2 protein-coding genes are annotated in these 1473 nt (G+C 57.9%); both read right to left on the reverse strand.

Annotated features, from left to right (window positions below):
* On the reverse strand, positions 1-599 hold a 599-nt coding region (locus AAAB35_RS27000), incomplete at its 3' end, for an ABC transporter ATP-binding protein (RefSeq protein WP_340671414.1).
* 22 nt (positions 600-621) lie between these two features.
* On the reverse strand, positions 622-1473 hold an 852-nt coding region (locus AAAB35_RS27005; protein ID WP_340671415.1), incomplete at its 5' end, for a sulfite exporter TauE/SafE family protein.

The raw sequence follows: 1473 nt of genomic DNA on the forward strand, positions 1-1473 counted from the left end.
TCCCGAATGAGTTCGAGAATCTGGGCCTGGATCGTGACATCGAGCGCGGTGGTGGGCTCGTCGGCAATCAGGAGTTTCGGCTTGCAGGCAAGCGCCATTGCGATCATTACGCGCTGACGCATGCCGCCTGAAAGTCGATGCGGATAGTCGTCAGAGCGCGACTTTGCCGACGGAATGCGTACGCGTTCAAGAAGCCGGATGACTTCCGCTTCGGCCTCGGTGCGGCTCATGTTTCGATGGCACATCAAGGCTTCGGCGATCTGGAAACCGATGGTCAGGCCCGGATTAAGACTGGTCATCGGCTCCTGAAAGATCATGGCAATTTCGTTGCCTCGCACGCTGCGCATTTCCTTTTCGGGAAGGTCAAGAAGCGATCGGCCCGCCAGCGCAATTGTACCCTCAACCTTGCTGTTGCCTTCCGGGAGCAGGCGCATGATCGACAGCGCTGTCATGCTTTTGCCGGAACCCGATTCGCCAACAATGGCCACCGTCGTTTTGGGTGCGATGTTAAATGAGATGTCGCGAATGACAGGCGTCCATATCCCATCGTTGTAGAAGGACGTTCGCAGCTTGCTGACGGACAAAATAGGAGGGGTCATGGGGCGATCTTTCATCGGAAGCTCAAAAGAGCACGCTGGCAAGGAAGCGAAGGCAAATCAGGAGGAGGAAAATGCCGAAGGCAATCTCCAGCTTCGACTTGGACCACGAATGCGCAAGCCTGACCCCGATCGGGGCGGTCAGGACGGTGGTCGGGATGAAAAGTGCAAGGCCGAGCAGCGAGACGAAGCCTATGGCGAGCGGGAATTGCAGGGCGGTCACGTCGGGGAACTGGGCAGCGCGCGGCCAGCCCGCATACATGTAGCCAATTGTTCCAGGAATTGAGATCAGAATACCGAGCCCTGACGAGGTCGCCACCGCCTGATGGATCGGACGGCCATAGAACGTCATGAACAGGTTTGACAATTGTCCGCCACCAATACCCATCAGCGACGACAGGATGCCAATGACCAGCCCATAGATGCGCATGACCCAGCCTGCCGGAACGTCGTCGGCAATGCGCCATTTGTCGTTGCCGAACAGTAAGCGGATAGCGGAGACCCCGGCAACCACGACAAAGACGATCTTGAAGAGGTCAGCGGGCGCAAAGCGCGCGATGAAACTGCCGAGAACAACGCCCAGGACAACGGGAATGGCCCATTTTTTGAGGATCGACATGTCGACCGCTCCCCTTGCCTTGTGCGCGTAAAAGGAGCGCAGCGAGGTCGGGATGATGATGGCCAGCGAGGTGCCGATGCAAAGCGGCATGCGCACGTCTTCCGGGACATCCATGAAACGGAACAGTTCATAAAGAACCGGAACGGCGACCGCGCCGCCGCCGACACCAAAAAGGCCGGCAAGCAACCCGGTCACTGCGCCTGCGACCAACAGTCCGGTTATCAGCCAGGACAACTCAAAAAGTGGAATGCCAAACAT

Source organism: Phyllobacterium sp. (genome assembly GCF_037994425.1).
GTDB lineage: Bacteria > Pseudomonadota > Alphaproteobacteria > Rhizobiales > Rhizobiaceae > Phyllobacterium.